The sequence below is a fragment of the Komagataeibacter intermedius TF2 genome, assembly GCF_000964425.1.
Lineage (GTDB): Bacteria > Pseudomonadota > Alphaproteobacteria > Acetobacterales > Acetobacteraceae > Komagataeibacter > Komagataeibacter intermedius.
This window is the reverse complement of record NZ_BANF01000058.1, coordinates 1-16,689: the sequence shown is the minus strand read 5'-3', so window position 1 is coordinate 16,689 and position 16,689 is coordinate 1. Positions and strand designations below refer to the sequence as shown.

Below are 16,689 nucleotides of genomic sequence, written 5' to 3'. Positions count from 1 at the left end.
TCCGGCGGCGGCGGTGGCGGCGGCGGCGGTGGTGGCGGTGGCGGCGGTTCCTTGATCATGTGGACTTCAACCGGTGGCCGCGGCGGTTCCTTGGGCGCATCCGGCGGGGAGCTGAGCCCGAACAGCAGCGCGAGCACCAGCAGCCCTTCAAATACCAAAACAAGGGCGAAAACTATTATCTTCTGTAGTCTGTTATCACTCTGTTCCGCATACGTCATACCCATACCTCACTCAGAACGGCATAGTTTTTAGGAAGGAATTATTACAGAATTTGTTCTGGTTGTTCTGATTTCACCAATTTTACTACGGGAGTATGACCAGATTTCTACGAAACGACTGATGCGATCCGCCTTGTTCTCCCCAGCTCAACCCTGAAGCCCGACAGCCCCCTTTCCCGGCGGAACGGGAAAGCACGACCCTCGCCGCCTCCGGCAGTGCATATGCCAATGCACAGGCATTGGATGCGCCCTGCCCTGACAGGCCAAGCCATTCATTCATCACGTTTTATCCATAAACATTATTAACATCTCGAAATCAACCCTGATCTTGTTATGAAATAATCTTCCATCAACATTCCACCCGGCAGGCCGCGGTCCATAGCGAAAAAATACCCTGCTGGAATGGTCACGCTCCCGGCTTTGCAGGCCGGTAAAAACTCATGCCTGCCAGCTTGATCAAAAAAAAATCCCAGTCAAGCAAACTGTTAAAAAATTAGGAAAAAATCTGTCAGTCGCTGCGGGATGTCCTGTTTTTCCATGCGATATTATCAATTCGACATGAACTGCGACCTGACAGTATAAACTGCAACGATCAGTTCATTTCGCCCTGTTTCCGGATCCGGGGAAACCTTCCCCCTGTCGTGGCGTTGCGTCGGGCACGCCGCTGAAACAGGGCACGTTTTCCGGGGCGGGCTGATAGGCCAGGGCCTCCCCCTGTTTCACCATTTCCAGGCAGGCGGCGAACGTACTGCTCCATGCCGACCGCCGCTGCCCCGATGACAGCTCGTCCCCCTGCCCCCCCCGCACGGAATCGGGCAGCATCCGGTCCAGCGGCACCGGTTCGTCATGCGCACGCGCAAGGCATGTGCGCACGCGCATGCGGGCGTCCTCGACCGAAAACAGGTCCAGCTGTACCGGGGCATAGAACGGCGTCTCCACCGGCATGACACCCCAGTTGCCGTCAAACACCGCAAGACAGCCCCACAGGAACTCGATCCGGTCCACTTCCCATTGCGCCGATTCGTCGGCTTCAGGGGCAGCCGCGCCGCCAAAGGCATGGACATCGCGGCCCAGCTGTTCACGCACCGCAAGCCAGCCTGCCAGGCGGGCAGCGTCTTCCGCCGCCAGCAGGCGGGTGCGCAGGTCGGCCGCTTCCTGCGTGGCCTGGGCCTGGCGCGGGTCGTCCGCAGGCAGCATGAGGCGCGACCGCAGCAGCAGCAGCCCCGACGCCATGACCGCCCACTGCGCCTTGATCCCCAGCGGCAGGTCGGTATGGGTCCGCGCGGCTTCGGCCAGCTGGTCGATCAGGGTCACGATATCCAGCCGCGCCAGATCGATTTCACGCGCATGCGCCAGCTGCAGCAGGTGCGACAGGCCACCCTGATAGATGTCGAGAACAATGACCGGTTCGCCATCTGGCAACGGCCTGCTGAACAGATCGGTCTGTTCCGTCATGCCAGCGACCGTTCCGACAGGCGGAATGTCAGGGTGGGATAATGCTCCTCCATCCGGCGGACCACGGGGGCTGGCGTGCCCATGCGGGTAAAGAAGCCATAGACCATGGCCCGATGGCCACGCGGCAGGCGGCGGCCCGCCTTGCGCCCCGGCAGGTGGCGCACCTGTCGCGGTGCTTCGGTCAGGCCCCAGTTATCACGCAGCCATGCCCGGGCATCGGGGTGGGTGGCGCCCAGATGGAGTATCCGCTCCGGCACGGGAACAAGCTGGTGGAAATCCAGCGGGCATGCCTTTTCCATACGCAGGCCCAGCCGGGCATGCCGGGCTTCCGCCGCCGCGCGGAACTGGCGCGCCAGAATACGGCAGCCATCAATGGACAGCCCCGCACGGCCACGCGCCGGGCTGTTGGCGCCAATGGCCAGCGCGAACATATCCTCCTCCACCCGTTCTGCATCAAACGGCCACGGGATCAGTCCGGGGCCGGCCGCTTCCACAACGAAGGCGTCCATGCCGGCATCCGGCCCGTATACCAGCAGATGCCACCACTGCCAGGGTGATGGCTCGGCAGGCTGAGGCCATGCGGAAAGTGGCCGCCGCCCGCGCCTGCCCGACGGCCGGCGCGTGGTCTCGGCGGGCACTTCCTCCTCCCGCGCGGTCGCGGGGGGCAGGTCGGCCCAGGGCAGGCGCAGGTTTTCAGTCATGGGTCAGCAGGCGTTCATACTGGCGCAGGGCGCGCGGATCACGGTACCGGGTATGCTGGCACAGTGCTTCGGTGTCCATGCCCTGCCGCAATGCAGCGACAATGTAGCCCGCGCGCAGGGCATGCGCGCTCAGCGCCACGGCGATCTCGGGCGGGATTTCGGCCATCGCCGCGCGCCGTTGCAGGATGCGGGTCACGGCATAGGGTGTCAGCGCGCGGCCACCCACGCGCTCCCCCTTGGAAATGGCGCGGAACAGCGGCCCGGTCTGCCGGTGCGCCACCTGCTGCCATGCCGTGAACGCCGCAGCGGGGCACATCTCCTTCGCTTCGGGCAGGGGCAGGCTGACTGACTGTGCCTGCCCTTCCTCACGAATGGCCAGCACGACCGCCGCGCGGTCGATGCGCACATCTTCCACCTGCAATCCCACCAGCTCCGAACGTCGCAACGCACCCGCAAACCCGAACAGAAGCAGGCAACGGTCACGCAGGCCCCGTGGGGAGCCGTCCGCGCAGCGTTCGACCATGGCGCGCAGCATGTCCGGTGTCACCACCGTAGGCGGCGGGGCCGGACGGCGGGCCCGTTCGGTCATATCGGCCAGCGCCGCGCGGATGCGACCGTCGGTCACATCCCACGGCATTTCGTTAAAGCGGTGCATCTTGCCAATCGCGGCCAGCCTGCGCCGGATGGTGGCAGGCGCGAATTCCGTCAGGCTGCGCAGGTACGCCGCCACGACATCCGCCGCAGCGGGAATGGGGGACACGGCATGCCCCGCGCACCAGTTGGTGAAATGCACCCAGTCCGCACGATAGGCACGCAGGGTGGCCACGGCTTCACGCGCGGGGGCTGCGACATCGGCCCCTGTCATGGTCTGCTCCTGTATCGTGACCGCGTCAGACCAGTTGCATCCGGTTGACATCCACCATGCCGAAATCCGTGATCTTGAGATGCGGGATCACCGGCAGCGGCAGGAAAGCCAGTTGCAGGAACGGCTCATCAAGCTGGCAGCCCAGCGCACGTGCAGCAGCGCGCAGCACCTCAAGCTGGTCACGCACGGTCTCGAACGGGGCATCGCTCATCAGGCCCGCCACCGGCAGCGGCATGTCGGCCACCACCTTTCCGTCGCGCACCACCACAAAGCCGCCGCCGGTCTTTTCCAGGTGGTTGACGGCAAGCGCCATGTCCGCGTCATCCATGCCGACCACGCAGATATTGTGGCTGTCATGCCCGACCGAAGACGCCAGCGCGCCACCCGACAGGCCAAACCCCTGCACGAAGCCCCGGCCGATATTGTCGTTATGGCCATGCCGCGCCACCACGCAGATCCGCGCGATGTCCTGCGCCGGGTCGGGCAGGACGACGCCACCAGCCACCGGCAGGTCGGCATGCAGGAAGGGCGTGATGATCTGGCCGGGCAGCAGGCCGATCACGGGACGCTGCGTACCACTTCCCCTGATCTGCATGTCCCCTGCGCTGACGGGACCGGGCAGGTTGATGCTGTCGGTGCCGACGGGGGGAATGACCTCCCGCGCGGCGAACAGCGCATCATTTACCAGACGCCCCGCGCTGATCACGTCCGACACCCGGCATTCGCGCAGGTCATCAAGCAGCACGATATCCGCCCGCCTGCCCGGCGCGATCATGCCCCGGTCACGCAGGCCAAAGGCGTTGGCGGCGCTGAGCGAGGCGCTGCGATAGGCGGCAAGGGGGTCCACCCCCAGCGAGATGGCAAGACGGATCAGGTAATCCAGATGCCCTTCATGCGCGATTTCCAGCGGGTTGCGGTCATCGGTGCAGAAGGCGAAGAACGGCGATGTCACCGGGTTGAGCAGCGGCACAAGCGCACGCAGGTCCTTGCACACCGATCCTTCGCGGATCAGCACCGTCATGCCCTTGCGCACCTTCTCCAGCGCTTCTTCAGCCGTCGTCGCCTCATGGTCGGTGGTGATGCCGGCTGACAGGTAGCCATTCAGCTTCCGCCCGCGCAGCAGCGGGGCATGGCCGTCGATATGCCCCCCCGCGAACGCCTCCAGCTTTTCCATGCACACCGGGTCGCCATTCAGCACGCCGGGAATGTTCATGAACTCGGCCAGGCCAATGACCTTGGGGTGATCACGGTAAGGCAGCAGGTCAGCCGCATCCAGCGTCGCCCCCGATGTTTCCAGATGGGTCGCGGGCACGCAGCTGGACAGGTTGACCCGCAGGTCCATGACCGTGCGCAGCGCTGCTTCGGTAAAGTAGTCCAGCGCGGGGCGCCCCAGCACGTTGGCCATTTCATGCGGGTCGCATATGGCGGTGGTCACGCCATGGGGCAGGACGCAGCGGTCGAATTCAAATGGGGTGATCAGCGAGGATTCAACATGCAGGTGCGTGTCGATAAAGCCCGGCACGGCAATGCGGCCGTGTCCCTCGATCACGTTCGTGCCCTCGTACCGGTCCAGCGTGCCAACGATGGTGTCACCACATATGGCGATATCGGTCGGCAGCAGTTCACCCGTCACCAGATCGAACAGGCGGACATTACGGATCACGGTGTCGGCCACACTCCGTCCGCTTCCCTGTGCAACCCGGTCGGAAATCACGCTACCTGCCATACTGTCCTGCTTCCTGGTGAAAAACGATGGTGCGTGTAGTCTATCACAACAGTGCGGCTGGCAAATCGATACACGGATTCTTTTTCATCGCCAGCCTGCGGCCCGTCACGGCACTGTTGACAAAACCAAGGTATTTCAACATCCTGAAACGACCAAGGGGAGTCCCGGCAAGGGGCTGAGATACCGCTGGCATGGGTCGACCATGCGCGCGGGGACCCTTCCGGACGCATCGTGCGTTCCGGGGAACCTGATCCGGCTCATACCGGCGGAGGGACTGGTGCAGACAATCGGCACGACGCATCGGCCCTGCTGGCCCGGGCGACATCGCACGCATGATCCATGCAGGCGTTCCGGTTTTCTCCCCCACACCCCCTGTCGGAGAGGAAACCTGGAGCATTGCCATGTCGACTGTTGCTTCGCCTTCGTCTCCCGACCATGTCACCACCGGCCCCATCATGGGGTCCGCCAAGGTCTGGTCCTCGCCCGAAGGTCACCCGCATATCCGCGTGCCATTTCGCGAAATCGCCCTTGAACCCAGCGCGAACGAACCGCCGGTACGCGTCTATGACACCTCCGGCCCCTATACCGATCCGGCTGCGCGTATCGACGTCCGTGCGGGCCTGCCCCCCGTCCGCGCACCATGGATTGCGGCACGCCGCCTGCCCACGGTCGCGCCCCGCGCCGTCCGTCCCGAGGATAACGGATTTGCCAGAGGCGAAAACCTGGTCCCGGCCTGCCCTGCCCCCCATACGGTGCATGAAGGCCAGCCGGGGCAGATGGTCACGCAGTACGAATTCGCCCGTGCAGGCATCATTACCGAGGAAATGATCTACGCCGCCCACCGCGAAAACCTTGGCCGCGCCACCATGGACGAAGGGGCCGAGGCACGCCGCGCCGATGGCGAGGATTTCGGGGCGGACATTCCCGCCTTCGTCACCCCTGAATTCGTGCGGTCCGAGATCGCGGCGGGCCGCGCCATCCTGCCCGCCAACATCAACCACCCCGAACTTGAACCCATGGTGATCGGGCGCAATTTCCTTGTGAAGGTCAACGCCAATATCGGCAATTCCGCCGTGACCTCATCAGTGGCGGAAGAAGTGGAAAAAATGGTCTGGTCCATCCGCTGGGGGGCCGATACGGTCATGGACCTGTCCACCGGGCGTAATATCCACAACATCCGCGACTGGATCCTGCGCAATGCGCCGGTACCCATCGGCACGGTGCCACTGTACCAGGCGCTGGAAAAGGTCGGTGGCGTGCCCGAGGCCCTGACATGGGACATCTTCCGCGACACGCTGATCGAGCAGGCGGAACAGGGCGTGGATTACTTCACCATCCATGCGGGCGTACGCCTGCAGCATGTGCCGCTGACGGCCAACCGGGTCACCGGCATCGTCTCCCGCGGCGGGTCGATCATGGCGGGGTGGTGCCTGCACCACCATCGCGAGAGCTTCCTGTATGAGCATTTCGGGGAAATATGCGACATCATGCGCCGTTATGATGTCTCGTTCTCGCTGGGTGACGGGCTGCGCCCCGGCTCCATTGCCGATGCGAATGACGCAGCCCAGTTCGCGGAACTGGAAACACTGGGCGAACTGACGAAAATCGCGTGGGCGAAAGGCTGTCAGGTCATGATCGAGGGGCCGGGCCACGTGCCCATGCACAAGATCAAGGTCAATGTGGAAAAGCAGCTGCGGGAATGTGGCGAAGCCCCGTTCTACACGCTTGGTCCGCTGACGACCGATATTGCACCGGGTTACGACCATATCACGTCAGGCATAGGTGCCGCCATGATCGGCTGGTTCGGCACGGCCATGCTGTGTTACGTGACACCGAAGGAGCACCTTGGCCTGCCCGACCGCAATGACGTGAAGGTTGGTGTCGTGACCTACCGCATCGCCGCCCACGCCGCCGACCTGGCCAAAGGACACCCCGCCGCGCGCATCCGGGATGATGCGATCAGCCGCGCGCGTTTCGATTTCCGCTGGAATGACCAGTTCAAGCTGTCGCTCGACCCGGATACGGCATGCTCGTACCATGATGAGACGCTGCCGCGGGAGGCGCACAAGAATGCGCATTTCTGTTCCATGTGCGGTCCCAAATTCTGTTCCATGCGCATAAGCCATGACCTGAAGGCCAATGCACAGCGGCAGGCGGGACTGGAACAGAAAAAGGAAGAATTCCGCAATAACGGCAACCGGATCTATGTTCCGGTCGAAGATGCGGCGACACCTGCGCAATAGGCCTGCAGGGCGATCGCGGGACTGATCCCGATGGGCCTGCAACCTGCCGGAATGCAGGCCCATCACGAAGCCCGAACGCCATAAGCAAAGTTTCCGGTGACACGTTGTTCAGACAGCATCGGACAGAGGCCGCCTTTCCAAACAGAGGCGGTATCTGGAAAATATTTTGCAAAAACAATTTTTCAAAAGGCGGCGGTCTTCGAAGCTTTTTGAAAAAAGCTTCCCCAAAAACTTTCAGCCGGTTTGTTAGCGGGAAACGGACGCGCAATCCGCATTGGACAGGGCGTCGGACACTGGCATGTCCGCTGTCCTGTGTTGCGCAACCGCGCCGCCCGCCACCCGGCGGATCATGAGGAACGGTCCCGACCAGGACCCGGCGATACGCCACTCCCCCTCGATCTCGCTGCCATCCGCGCTCAACGTGCCCGCATACAGCACGGCATGGGTATGCATGTGATCTTCATATGTCTTTGTAAACCGCACATGCAGGCCGTTGCGTTCCCCCTGTACCGTAGCGATGAAACATGCCCCGGCATTGGCGCCCGATGTGGCGCGCTCCGTCACCGTTCCGCCCACATGCCCACCGGTTTCGAACAGGGAAGCCGAAAAAGACTCCGGCATCAGCGTATGGGGATAGCTGAACTGCCCATCCCACTGTCCCGTTACATCCAGAGTCGTCTCAGTCATCGAAACCCGTGTTTACCTTGATATAAAGGGGTTCATATCCATCTGCCGGCCGAAAACGGCAGACGCTGCCGGACACGACTTTTTTAAAAGACAGCGTTTTGGGATCTGCGGGCCATTCCATACAGTCCGCGCCATGCATGGTCACGATTGGGCATGGCCGGGCATGACACCCATCCCGGCCATATTCCCGTGATCAGATGACCTTTTCCACCCAGCCATGCGGGTCAGGCGCCGTGCCGCGCTGGATGCCGATCAGGGCATTGCGCAGCTTTTCGGTCACGGGGCCGATGCCCGCGCCATCACCGATCACGGCCTCGCCCCTGTGGCCACGGAAACGCCCGATGGGGGACACCACCGCCGCCGTGCCGCAGGCGAACACTTCCTTCAGGCGACCGGACGCGGCATCGGCATAAAGCTGATCGATGGCATAGGGGTCTTCCCGCACGGTCAGGCCCATTCCACGCGCCAGCGTCAGCAGCGAATCGCGCGTGATGCCACGCAGAATCGTGCCGGTCAGCGGCGGGGTGGCAAGAGAGCCATCGTCAAAGACGAAAAACACGTTCATGCCGCCCATTTCCTCGATCCAGCGGCGTTCCACCGCATCAAGGAACAGGACCTGCGCGCAGCCATGGCCCTTGGCTTCCTGCTGCGCCAGCAGGCTTGCGGCATAGTTGCCGCCGCACTTTGCTTCCCCCGTGCCGCCTGGGGCGGCGCGACAGAAATCGGACACCCATACACTGACCGCTTCAGCGCCGAAATACGCACCCACGGGCGATGCGATGACCATGAACATGTATTCCGACGCGGGCTTGACGCCCAGGAACGTCTCGCTCGCGATCATGTAGGGGCGGATATACAGGCTTTCATCGGGGTTGCCGGGCACCCAGGCATGATCCACGCGCACAAGCTGGCGCACCGCCTCGACAAACACTTCATCGGGCAGGTCCGCCATCGCCAGGCGTTCGGCCGACTTGCGAAAACGCGCGGCATTGGCATAGGGACGGAACAGGGTAATGCCGCCATCCGCCGTCCGGTACGCCTTCATCCCTTCGAAGATTTCCTGCGCGTAATGCAGGACGGCCGCCGCCGGGTTCAGCGTAATCGGTGCATAGGGCTGTACGCGCGCGTCATGCCACCCCCTGCCTTCCACATAACGGATCACGACCATGTTGTCGGTAAAGACACGCCCGAAACCGGGATTGGCCAGAATCTCCGCCCGCCGCTGCGGCGAAACCGGGGAGGTGCTGGGTGAAAGCGTAAAGGGAAGGGAAGTGGCGCTGTCCATAGCCGTTCGTTTCTCTTTCATCATGGCGCTGGCGCGATACACAGGGCGCGCCCCTGCCCGCCAGCAGATGCGGGCAACGTTAGCAGAAGTTCACCAGAACATTGTGCCGGTCAACCCCGCCACGTGCGCATGACCCCTGCTTTTCATGCCTCACCCGGCATGAAACCAAGCCGCCGCAGCACCTGAGGCAGATGTTCGCGCCCATGCAGCGCGCTTATGTCACCCAGCCGCGCCAGCACGCTGTCGCTCCATCCCCGCGCGGGCCTGCCCCGTGCCGCGTCCGCCGTGCGCAGGCGTTCGTCATAGGCGTCCAGAACCTCGGGATTGCTGGCGGCGGCCCTGTCATACTGCTCGGAATGCAGGACGACCTGCTGCGGCAGGCGGGGGCGGATGGCGGTGGGCTGCTTGCGATCAGGGTAACCCACGCTCATGCCGAACACCGCAAGCGTGCGCCTGGGCAGTCCCAGTTCCGCGGAAATTGCTTCGGGCTGGTTGCGCACCGCGCCCACATACACGATTCCCAGACCATAGGACTCGAACGTGGCCGCCGCGTTCTGTGCGGCAAAGGCCGTATCCATGACCGCGCCAAGGAACGTATCAAGGCAGTCCAGCCCCGGCAGCGCACGCCCGCGCATCTGCCCCACATGCTCCAGCCGCGACAGGTCTGCGACCCATGCAAGGAACAGCGGCGCCTGCGCGATGAAATCCTGATCCCCCGCGATTCTGGCCAGCCGTTCGCGCCGGGCCGGGTCGCGCACGGCGATCACGCTCCATGCCTGCAGGTTGCACGAGGTCGAGGCCGACTGTCCCGCCGCCACGGCCGCTTCCAGCACGCCATCGGGCACTGGCGTGGGGCTGAAGGCCCGCACCGAACGGTGGGTCATGAGACTGCGCGCCACCGGGCTTTCGGGCAGGGAAATGCCGGGGGGACGGGTCCCATAACGCGCCTGCCACAGCGCATTCATGGAAGACAGCGCGGAAAAGGAAGAAACGGTGACGTCGGACATGGGCATGCCTCCTGCCTGTGCAATGATGGCTGAAAAATCAGCACACCACACCCATCTTCCGGCAGGAAGCGGGGGAAGGTCACACCTGCCCTGCGCTTTTCTGCGTCACGTCACGCGCCGCGCGGGCAGTACGGGACAGGCATGGGGCACGACTGCCGCCACATTGGAAAATCTTCTTTCACAATCAGAAGATTCAAAAAACCCGGCCGCTTCACGATCATGCGAAATCACGCGGCTGTACATAGGCAAGGCAGACCTGAATCGGGCATGGATGATGCATTGAACGCGGTCCTGCGTTCCCCTCCCCTTCATCACCACGGAAGACTGCCAGCATGTTCGATGCCCTCATGATCAGCCGCGCGGATGGCGTGGTCACGACCCGGCTGGAGCAGGTCGATCCCATGACCCTGCCCGAAGGCGACGTGACGGTGGAAATTGACCATTCCAGCCTGAATTACAAGGACGCGCTGGCCATAACCCGTGGCGCGCCGGTGGTGCGGCACTTTCCCATGATTCCCGGCATCGACCTTGCCGGCCGCGTCATCCACTCCGACGATCCCGTCCATTGCCCGGGCGACCGGGTTCTGGCCACCGGCTGGGGACTGGGGGAACGGCACTGGGGCGGGCTTGCCCGCATGGCCCGCCTGTCGGGGCGGTGGCTGCTGCCGCAGCCCACGGGCCTGAGCGCGCGGCAGGCCATGGGAATCGGCACGGCGGGACTGACCGCCATGCTGTGTGTCATGAGCCTTGAGGAAGGCGGCCTGACCCCCGCCAGTGGCCCCATCATCGTCAATGGCGGCGGCGGCGGCGTGGGGGGCATGGCCATCATGCTGCTGGCACAGCTGGGCTATCAGGTGGCGGCAGTCACCGGACGGCCGCAGCTTCATGCCTACCTGACCAGCCTGGGCGCTATGGAGGTCCTGCCGCGCGATACCCTGTCCCCCACCGGCAAGGCGCTGGAAACCGCGCGCTGGGCGGGGGGAATCGACGTTGTGGGTGGCGAGACGCTGGCCACGATGTGCGCCTCCATCCAGTACGGTGGCACCGTGGCGGCATGCGGGCTGGCGGGCGGCCTGGCACTGCCGATGACAGTGGCGCCGTTCATCCTGCGCGGCGTGCGCCTGCAGGGAATCGACAGCGTGATGTGCCCGCGCCCGCGCCGCATGACGGCATGGGCCCGGCTGGCGCGCGATATCGACCCCACGCGGCTGGAAAGCATGCTGCATGATGCCCCGCTGTCTGACGCCATCGCCATCGCGCCGCGCATCCTTGCCGGTCACATCCGGGGCCGGACCGTCATCACCATCAACTGAACCGCCCCGAAGCGCGCAATAAAAAACGGCATGCCCGCAGGAGCATGCCGTCCGTCACTGGCCATCGCGCCACTATTGGCGCGACGCCATGTCTTCAGTGGCAGGGGAAACCCAGCAGGTGACGCCCATCATGCACGAATTCATGCACGTAATGACCGGAAATGAGGGAGGTCGCCCCCTGCTCCGCCCCGACGAAATACAGCAGCAGGGACGCCAGAACCAGACCGAACACACCCCACGGCAGCAGGTCGCGAACCGGGATGGAAACCTGCGGCGCGGCAACAGCAGCGCTGGACAGAACGGATGTATCTTGGCTCATTGACTGGAAACTCCCTGGATCACACGCGACCCGGGGCAGCATGCGGGCGACGCGCCGCGTCAGGCCGTCCTTCCCATAACCGGATCGGGGCGCATGTTTCCAAAAACGGCATGGAAGGTCAATCACTCCCTGTGCATATCCCCCTCCTTCCCTCCATGCGCGGCCACAGCGCATGAGCCAGGCCCTGACCTGCATCGCGCTGCCCGCCCCCGCGTGCATGCATCGCGGCATTTTCCCGCAACGTGATGAAATCCTTCCCCTGCCCGCCGATCTGGCGCGGCGCGTCGGGGCGGCCGGACAGATCATGCTGCCCCCCGCCCTGCTGGCCGCGTGGCCGCCTGCCGCCACCGGCACGGCCTGCGCACAGGCGACCCTGACCGCGCCGGACATGGGCACATGGCACGGGCAATCGCTAAAGGACCTGCCGCCTGCCGACGTGGCGCGCTGGGTTGCGGATGAAGATTTCGCCCCGCCGGGGGGTGAAAGCCGGGCTGCGCACCTGCACCGCATCGCCCGGTGGCTCGACGCCCTGCCGCCTGCGCCCGCGCAGATCACGGTGCTGGCCCCCGCCACGGTGGTCCGGGCCATCGTGGTGGCCGCTCTTGGCGGAAGCGCAGCCATGCTGTCACGGCTGGATATCGCCCCCCTGACCCGCTCCCGCCTGACCCGCCATACGGCATGGCGCGTGGCCATCAGCGGTGCACCGCTGCCATGACCGCATGGCATGCGCACCGCGCCGGGTTCCTTTGACAGCGCCGGGACCGATCGTCTAAATCCGCCGGTGATGGTTCCCCCTTCGGGGGGAGAATAGGGAAGACGGTGCGCCATACCGGCAAGTCCGTCGCTGCCCCCGCAACTGTGGGTGGTGATGTCCCGGCACGGTCCATGAAACATGGACCGGCATACGCCACTGGTCCCATTCCCGGGACCGGGAAGGCCGCCGGGATCGGGGGTGCGGCCGCGCCCTCCGCCACAAGCCAGGAGACCTGCCATCATGCCCCGCCCTGCCGGCGGGCATAACAGGACCGAATTCGATCGCATGGCCGGCGGGGTGCCCGGCACGCGACAGGCGACCACCCTGCCCCATGCCGGGGTGACACCGCCATGACCGTGCACCCCGCATTCCGCTGCCGCGCGCAGCACCGCCGCGAAAGGGCACGGACCGTCATGAACATTCCCGCACCACCCGAGCCGACGGATGATACCGGCCCCGTTCACCTGCATGTCTGCGTGACCTGCCGCCGTGGCCTGCCCGCGTCCGACAGTCCGCCGGGACGGCAGCTGCATGACGCCATGCAGGCGCGGGCGGCGGACAACCCGCAGGTCGTGGTGCACGAGGTCAGCTGCCTTGCCGCCTGCAATGACGGCTGCACCGCCGTGGTGGCCATGCCGGGCAAATGGGGCTGGCTGCTGGCCAATCTCGGGCCGGAAAAGGCGGATGACCTCATGACCTATGTCGCGGCCTATGGCGCATCGCGCAGCGGCACCGTCATGCCGTCCCGCCGCCCCGCCAGCCTGTCGGACATGGTGCGCGGCCGTTTTCCCGCATCCCTTTTTTCAGGAGCCTGATCGCCATGACCCCATCCACCACGGCCCGCGCCCGGGTACCCGTTACCGTCATCACCGGCTTTCTGGGGGCAGGCAAGACCACGCTGCTGCGCCATGTGCTGGCCAATGCGAAAGGACAGCGCATCGCCATTGTCGTCAATGAATTCGGCACGCTGGGCATTGATGGCGATACGCTGCGCGCATGTGGCGTGGAAGGCTGCCGCGACGAGGATATTGTCGAACTGACCAATGGCTGCCTGTGCTGCACGGTGGCGGATGACTTCCTGCCCACCATGGAGGCGCTGCTGGACCGTGACGCGCCACCCGACCATATCGTGATCGAGACATCGGGGCTGGCGCTGCCCAAACCGCTGCTCAAGGCATTTGGCTGGCCCACCATCCGCACCCGCATGACGGTGGATGGCGTGGTAACGGTCGTGGATGGTCCCGCCGTCGCCGCCGGCCGCTTTGCCGACGACCCCGATGAAGTCGCCCGCCAGCAGGAAGCCGACCCGTCGCTGGACCACGACAACCCGCTGGCGGAAGTGTACGAGGACCAGCTTCTGTCCGCCGACCTTGTGGTGCTGAACAAGACCGACCTCATGACGCCCGCGCAGGCCGATGCGGTGGAAGCATCCATCCGCGCCGAAATCCCGCGCGTGGTCAAGGTGGTGCGCGCGACCGACGGGCAGGTCGATCCCGCCATCCTGCTGGGGCTTGATGCCGCGGCGGAAGATGACCTTGACGCCCGCCCCTCGCACCACGATGCCGAAGGCGGCGAGCACGAGCATGATGATTTCGAAAGCTTTGTCGCGCCCGTGCCCGAGCAGGACAGCGTGGAGGGTTTCATCGCGCGGCTGAAAACACTGGCCGAACAACACGACATCCTGCGCATGAAGGGTTACGCCACGGTGCGCGGCAAGGCCATGCGCCTTGCGGTGCAGGGGGTCGGCAGCCGTTTCCGCCACCAGTTCGACCGCGCCCTGCCCGGGGACGCGCCGCGCACGGGCAGCCTTGTGATCATTGGCCAGAAGGGGCTGGACCAGTCCGCCATTACCGGTGCGCTGGCGCAGGGCTAGACGGCAGGCACACTGACGGGAACGGGATAGCGCCATGCATCTGCTTGCACGTGAGGTCCGCACGCTGGATGACGGCGCGCAGGCGGAAGACCTTGGGCATGCCCCGGCTGATATCGTGTTCCTGTCCTTTTCGGACAGTGACCTGCTGTGCCTGGATGCCGCCCACATGGCACAGGACGCGCCTGCTGCGACCCTGCGCATGGCCACGCTGTCGCGCCTGCTGCATCCCATGTCCATCGACCTGTACGTGGCCGATACGATCATGGACTCGCGCTGCGTGGTGGTCCGGCTGCTTGGCGGCGTGGAATACTGGCGCTACGGGGCGGAAGAACTGTCGCGCGCGTGCCGGCAGGGGGGCATTCCACTGGCCTTTGTGGCGGGGGACGGGCGCGATGACCCGCGCCTTGCCGCCCTGTCCACCGTGCCGGACCCCATGCGCGCCCGCCTTGACGCGCTGCTGCGCACGGGGGGAACGGCCAACATGGAAGCCGCCCTGCGTCTTATGGCGCATCTGGCCGGTCGCTGTGCGGATGATGGGACTGCCCCCGTTCCCCTGCCACCCGCCGAAGTGCTGCATGAAGCCGACCCGGCACTGCCGCTGCGCGCCATGGTGGTGTTCTACCGCGCACACCTGCTGGCCGGTGACATCGAACCCGTTACGCAGCTGGCGGCCAGGCTGGCGCGCCACGGCATGGGGGCGGACCTTGTCTATGTCACGTCGCTCAAGAATCCCGAATCCGCCCGCATCGTGGCCACGCGTCTGACGGCGTGCCCGCCAGACATTATCATAAACGCCACCTTCTTTTCCGCCCGTTCGGGGGACGACAGCCGCTCCCCGCTGGACCTTGCGGGCGTGCCGGTGCTGCAGGTGCAGCAGCCGGGCATTCCCTACACCCTGTGGCGCGACAGCGTGCGCGGACTGTCGCAGGCCGACCTGGCCATGCAGGTGGTGCTGCCCGAACTGGATGGCCGCATTCCCGCCTGCCCCATTTCCTTCAAGGAAGAAACCGCCCCCGGCCTGCCCGCGCGCCATGTTCCCTATGCCGATGGCATCAATCTGACCTGCGCGCGCGCGGTGGGGTGGGCGCGGCTGGGGCATGAAGCGCCCGCCACGCGGCGGGTGGGGATCATCCTGTCCGATTATCCTGGCGCACAGGGCGCGCCCACGGGACAGGCGGCGCATGCCGTGGGGCTGGACAGTTTCGCAAGTCTTGAACACATCCTGCGCCTGCTGCGCGACAGCGGGTACGATACGGGGGATGCGCCCCTGCCCACGGCGGATGCGCTGGCCCACATGCTGGCGCGTGCGCCAGCGCGGCCTTTCGTTTCCGTCGCCACCTACCGCCAGTGGCTGGACGCACTGCCCGCCACATTGCGCGACACGCTGGCCGCCTGCTGGGGCGCGCCGGAAAAGGATCCGGCGGTGACGGATGGCCGGTTCTGCCTGCGCCATGTCCATCTTGGCCATATCCTTATGGCATTGCAGCCCGATCGCGGGGCCACGACCGACCGGCATGCGGGCTACCACGATCCCGATACGCCGCCACGCCATGCCTATGTCGCGTTCTACCTGTGGCTGCGCCATGAACGGCAACTGGACGCCATGGTGCATCTGGGCACGCATGGCACGCTGGAATGGCTGCCGGGCAAGGCTGCGGCACCATCGGCCACATGCTGGCCATCGGTGCTGGTCGGGGGCATGCCGGTCATTTACCCCTTCATCGTCAACAACCCCGGCGAGGCCGCCGCCGCCCGGCGCAGGCTGGGGGCGGTCACCATCGGGCACATGACGCCGCCCATCGTACCTGCTGGTTCAGCGGGGGCCGATACGGGCGACCTTGAACGGCTGATTGATGAATATGCCGCAGCCGACGGGCTGGACCGCAGGCGGGGTGCGATCCTGCGCGGGGAGATCCTGCAACGTGCCGACAGCCTTGGCCTGCTGAACGAAACCGGCCTGACCCGCACCGATGACGAGGACGAAGCCCTTGCCCGGCTTGATGCCTATCTGTGTGACGTAAAGGACCTGCAGATCCGCGACGGACTGCACGTATTCGGCAATCCGCCGCCGCGCGCGACCGAACTGGCGCAGGCCATCGCACGGTCATGCGGCGGGGTGGCGACGGACGACATCACCACCCGCCTGCTGGCCTGCGGCCCTGCGGAAAGCGCGGCGCTGCTGGCGGCGCTGGACGGGCGGTTCGTCCCGGCGGGGCCGGCGGGCGCGCCCACGCGGGGCCGGG

Annotated in this window: 15 protein-coding genes and 1 riboswitch; of the genes, 7 read left to right on the top strand and 8 right to left on the bottom strand. The window is 65.2% G+C overall.

Going from position 1 to position 16,689, the window contains the following annotated elements; genetic code table 11:
* A partial coding sequence (locus B7449_RS22085) for a hypothetical protein (protein ID WP_209426720.1) occupies nucleotides 1-188 on the top strand: 188 nt, incomplete at its 5' end.
* 627 nt (nucleotides 189-815) lie between these two features.
* On the opposite strand, the gene B7449_RS09725 is transcribed toward B7449_RS22085, so the two are convergent.
* Genes B7449_RS09725 through ade form a run of 4 tightly spaced genes read right to left on the bottom strand, consistent with a single transcriptional unit; the run spans nucleotide 816 to nucleotide 4,965 of the window.
* Complete coding sequence (locus B7449_RS09725) at nucleotides 816-1,673, bottom strand: segregation and condensation protein A (protein WP_039733058.1); 858 nt, start codon at nucleotides 1,671-1,673, stop codon at nucleotides 816-818.
* The gene (locus B7449_RS09720) at nucleotides 1,670-2,374 is read right to left on the bottom strand and encodes a hypothetical protein (protein WP_039733057.1); all 705 of its coding nucleotides are present in this window, start codon (nucleotides 2,372-2,374) and stop codon (nucleotides 1,670-1,672) included. Before B7449_RS09720 ends, B7449_RS09725 begins: the two co-directional genes overlap by 4 nt.
* Nucleotides 2,367-3,239, bottom strand: coding sequence for a tyrosine-type recombinase/integrase (locus B7449_RS09715; protein WP_039733056.1), 873 nt, complete (start codon nucleotides 3,237-3,239; stop codon nucleotides 2,367-2,369). The genes B7449_RS09720 and B7449_RS09715 overlap by 8 nt, the downstream gene beginning before the upstream one ends.
* Nucleotides 3,240-3,264: 25 nt before the next feature.
* On the bottom strand, nucleotides 3,265-4,965 hold the full coding sequence (gene ade / locus B7449_RS09710; RefSeq protein ID WP_039733055.1) for an adenine deaminase: 1,701 nt from the start codon (nucleotides 4,963-4,965) through the stop codon (nucleotides 3,265-3,267).
* A 401-nt stretch (nucleotides 4,966-5,366) separates the two neighbouring features.
* Between ade and thiC the strand changes: the two genes are divergently transcribed.
* The gene (gene thiC, locus B7449_RS09705) at nucleotides 5,367-7,208 is read left to right on the top strand and encodes a phosphomethylpyrimidine synthase ThiC (protein ID WP_039733054.1); all 1,842 of its coding nucleotides are present in this window, start codon (nucleotides 5,367-5,369) and stop codon (nucleotides 7,206-7,208) included.
* Nucleotides 7,209-7,454: 246 nt separating this feature from the next.
* Here the strand turns inward: thiC and B7449_RS09700 are convergent, their stop codons facing one another.
* The 3 genes from B7449_RS09700 to B7449_RS09690 all read right to left on the bottom strand — a co-directional run bounded on the left by B7449_RS09700 (nucleotide 7,455) and on the right by B7449_RS09690 (nucleotide 10,187).
* Entirely contained in the window at nucleotides 7,455-7,895 is a 441-nt protein-coding gene (locus B7449_RS09700) for a hypothetical protein (protein WP_039733053.1), read from the bottom strand.
* 193 nt (nucleotides 7,896-8,088) lie between these two features.
* A complete protein-coding gene (locus tag B7449_RS09695) occupies nucleotides 8,089-9,180 on the bottom strand; it encodes a branched-chain amino acid aminotransferase (RefSeq protein ID WP_039733052.1) in 1,092 nt (363 codons plus the stop codon).
* A gap of 143 nt (nucleotides 9,181-9,323) precedes the next feature.
* Nucleotides 9,324-10,187, bottom strand: a complete 864-nt coding sequence (locus tag B7449_RS09690; protein WP_039733064.1) for an NADPH-dependent oxidoreductase — start codon at nucleotides 10,185-10,187, stop codon at nucleotides 9,324-9,326.
* 332 nt (nucleotides 10,188-10,519) lie between these two features.
* On the opposite strand from B7449_RS09690, the gene acuI reads away from it, so the two are divergent.
* Nucleotides 10,520-11,500 (top strand): acrylyl-CoA reductase (NADPH), encoded by a 981-nt coding sequence (gene acuI / locus B7449_RS09685; protein WP_039733051.1) that lies wholly within the window; start codon nucleotides 10,520-10,522, stop codon nucleotides 11,498-11,500.
* A gap of 94 nt (nucleotides 11,501-11,594) precedes the next feature.
* Here the strand turns inward: acuI and B7449_RS09680 are convergent, their stop codons facing one another.
* Nucleotides 11,595-11,819, bottom strand: a complete 225-nt coding sequence (locus B7449_RS09680) for a CbtB domain-containing protein (RefSeq protein WP_029329432.1) — start codon at nucleotides 11,817-11,819, stop codon at nucleotides 11,595-11,597.
* Between the two features lie 172 nt (nucleotides 11,820-11,991).
* Between B7449_RS09680 and B7449_RS09675 the strand changes: the two genes are divergently transcribed.
* From B7449_RS09675 to B7449_RS09660, 4 genes are all read left to right on the top strand, one after another.
* Nucleotides 11,992-12,534: a histidine phosphatase family protein gene (locus B7449_RS09675; RefSeq protein WP_039733050.1), complete on the top strand. Its 543-nt coding sequence runs from the start codon at nucleotides 11,992-11,994 to the stop codon at nucleotides 12,532-12,534.
* Nucleotides 12,535-12,587: 53 nt separating this feature from the next.
* Nucleotides 12,588-12,827: riboswitch (cobalamin riboswitch) on the top strand.
* A gap of 159 nt (nucleotides 12,828-12,986) precedes the next feature.
* On the top strand, nucleotides 12,987-13,388 hold the full coding sequence (locus B7449_RS09670) for a DUF1636 domain-containing protein (protein ID WP_039733063.1): 402 nt from the start codon (nucleotides 12,987-12,989) through the stop codon (nucleotides 13,386-13,388).
* A gap of 5 nt (nucleotides 13,389-13,393) precedes the next feature.
* Nucleotides 13,394-14,446, top strand: a complete 1,053-nt coding sequence (gene cobW, locus B7449_RS09665) for a cobalamin biosynthesis protein CobW (protein WP_039733049.1) — start codon at nucleotides 13,394-13,396, stop codon at nucleotides 14,444-14,446.
* Between the two features lie 34 nt (nucleotides 14,447-14,480).
* On the top strand, nucleotides 14,481-16,689 hold a 2,209-nt coding region (locus tag B7449_RS09660), incomplete at its 3' end, for a cobaltochelatase subunit CobN (protein WP_048883594.1).

Bases quoted from the DNA above. Each gene is read 5' to 3' on its own strand.
- B7449_RS09690 (WP_039733064.1), bottom strand. From the start codon at position 10,187: ATGTCCGACGTCACCGTTTCTTCCTTTTCCGCGCTGTCTTCCATGAAT.
- B7449_RS09720 (WP_039733057.1), bottom strand. From the start codon at position 2,374: ATGACTGAAAACCTGCGCCTGCCCTGGGCCGACCTGCCCCCCGCGACC.
- B7449_RS09670 (WP_039733063.1), top strand. From the start codon at position 12,987: ATGAACATTCCCGCACCACCCGAGCCGACGGATGATACCGGCCCCGTT.
- B7449_RS09675 (WP_039733050.1), top strand. From the start codon at position 11,992: ATGAGCCAGGCCCTGACCTGCATCGCGCTGCCCGCCCCCGCGTGCATG.
- B7449_RS09700 (WP_039733053.1), bottom strand. From the start codon at position 7,895: ATGACTGAGACGACTCTGGATGTAACGGGACAGTGGGATGGGCAGTTC.
- B7449_RS09680 (WP_029329432.1), bottom strand. From the start codon at position 11,819: ATGAGCCAAGATACATCCGTTCTGTCCAGCGCTGCTGTTGCCGCGCCG.
- B7449_RS09725 (WP_039733058.1), bottom strand. From the start codon at position 1,673: ATGACGGAACAGACCGATCTGTTCAGCAGGCCGTTGCCAGATGGCGAA.
- cobW (WP_039733049.1), top strand. From the start codon at position 13,394: ATGACCCCATCCACCACGGCCCGCGCCCGGGTACCCGTTACCGTCATC.
- B7449_RS09715 (WP_039733056.1), bottom strand. From the start codon at position 3,239: ATGACAGGGGCCGATGTCGCAGCCCCCGCGCGTGAAGCCGTGGCCACC.
- thiC (WP_039733054.1), top strand. From the start codon at position 5,367: ATGTCGACTGTTGCTTCGCCTTCGTCTCCCGACCATGTCACCACCGGC.
- B7449_RS09695 (WP_039733052.1), bottom strand. From the start codon at position 9,180: ATGGACAGCGCCACTTCCCTTCCCTTTACGCTTTCACCCAGCACCTCC.
- acuI (WP_039733051.1), top strand. From the start codon at position 10,520: ATGTTCGATGCCCTCATGATCAGCCGCGCGGATGGCGTGGTCACGACC.
- ade (WP_039733055.1), bottom strand. From the start codon at position 4,965: ATGGCAGGTAGCGTGATTTCCGACCGGGTTGCACAGGGAAGCGGACGG.